The organism is Mesorhizobium sp. M7A.F.Ca.CA.004.12.1.1, assembly GCF_003997835.1.
Classification (GTDB): Bacteria; Pseudomonadota; Alphaproteobacteria; order Rhizobiales; family Rhizobiaceae; genus Mesorhizobium.
In genome coordinates this window covers 1-1,174 of the sequence record NZ_RZRK01001229.1, presented here as the reverse complement: position 1 = coordinate 1,174, position 1,174 = coordinate 1, and the positions used below count along the sequence as shown (strand labels likewise).

The 1,174-nt window shown below is 61.0% G+C and carries 1 protein-coding gene and 2 pseudogenes; 2 read left to right on the top strand and 1 reads right to left on the bottom strand.

Annotated elements, in window-relative coordinates; translation table 11 throughout:
* Positions 1–336, top strand: a pseudogene (locus tag EN984_RS35365) (DUF1624 domain-containing protein); the annotation flags it as partial.
* A complete protein-coding gene (locus EN984_RS35360; RefSeq protein WP_127267999.1) occupies positions 333–809 on the top strand; it encodes an isoprenylcysteine carboxylmethyltransferase family protein in 477 nt (158 codons plus the stop codon). The pseudogene EN984_RS35365 and the gene EN984_RS35360, both read left to right, overlap by 4 nt.
* A gap of 190 nt (positions 810–999) precedes the next feature.
* Here the strand turns inward: EN984_RS35360 and EN984_RS39215 are convergent.
* Positions 1,000–1,174: pseudogene (locus EN984_RS39215) on the bottom strand (MerR family transcriptional regulator); the annotation flags it as partial.

Genomic DNA, 1,174 nt, shown 5'->3' with positions numbered 1-1,174 from the left:
GTCTTTATCGGCCGGCACAGCCTGGCGTTCTACCTGATCCACCAGCCATTGCTGATCGGCTGCATGTGGCTGTTCTCGCAGATCATGCCGGCACAGGTCGAAACCCCGCAGGTGAATTTCCTCAAAACCTGCCAGCTGTCCTGCGAGCAGTCGCGCGACACCGAGTTCTGTACGAGCTACTGTGTCTGCATGCTCGATACGCTCGAGGGCGAGGCAACGCTTGATCGGCTCTACAACAACGACCAGACTGCGGAATGGAAGACGCATCTGTCCGATCTCGCCGGCATGTGTACCGCCAAGACCGACAGCAAGTTGATGGAGGAAGGGGTCAAATGACCGAGAACCAGCCGAAGCCGGGGCTCATACCGTGGCCGCCGCTGATCTACACCGCCGCCATCGCCATCAGCATCGCGCTGGGCCTGCTCTATCCCCTGCCCTGGATCGGTGACCTCCTGGGCGATATTCTTTTCGCCACCGGCTGGGTGGCGCTGTTTGCCGTCGCCGCGCTCTGGGTCACCGCGATCCGCACCATGGTCCGCGCCAAGACCACGCTGAACCCGAACGCTGTGCCCGATCACCTGGTCACCACGGGTCCCTTCGGCATCACCCGCAATCCGATGTATCTGGCCAACACCCTGCTGTTGATCGGGGTCGCCTTTGTCTCGGGCATCGTGTGGTTCCTGCCACTCGCGTTCATCGCCGCCTATGCCACGCAGAAAATGGCGATCGAAGGCGAGGAAAAGGTGCTGGCGGCAAAATTCGGCAAGAAGTACCGCGACTACGCCAAACGCGTGCGCCGCTGGATCTGAGCTGGCGCCCCTGGTTTCCATCGCGGAGAGGTTTGACAGGTGCACACTTCGGCGATTAGCCTAAGTCTTGCGAACCTCGTCATCCTAGGGCGAAGCAGGAGCGCAGCTCCGTCGCGGAGACCCTAGGATGACGAAGGAATAGACGTCTCCGCTAATTCCGAACGCTAACGCGCGACAGAATCCAGTCCGCTCAGGTATTCACGCCAAGCTCAACCAGCCGCTCCACACAAGATTCCTCGGCCTGGTCGAGTTCAGCCAGCGTCTCCTCGAGATCGCGGCGCTTCTGCCGGAGATCCTCGCGCTTTTCCTCGATGCGCTTGATCATCAGGTTGAGCTGGCCGACTTCGCCGGGCGGCTCCTTGTAC

What these genes read in the sequence shown, in the direction of transcription:
- EN984_RS35360 (WP_127267999.1), top strand. Translation starts at nt 333, where the DNA reads ATGACCGAGAACCAGCCGAAGCCGGGGCTCATACCGTGGCCGCCGCTG.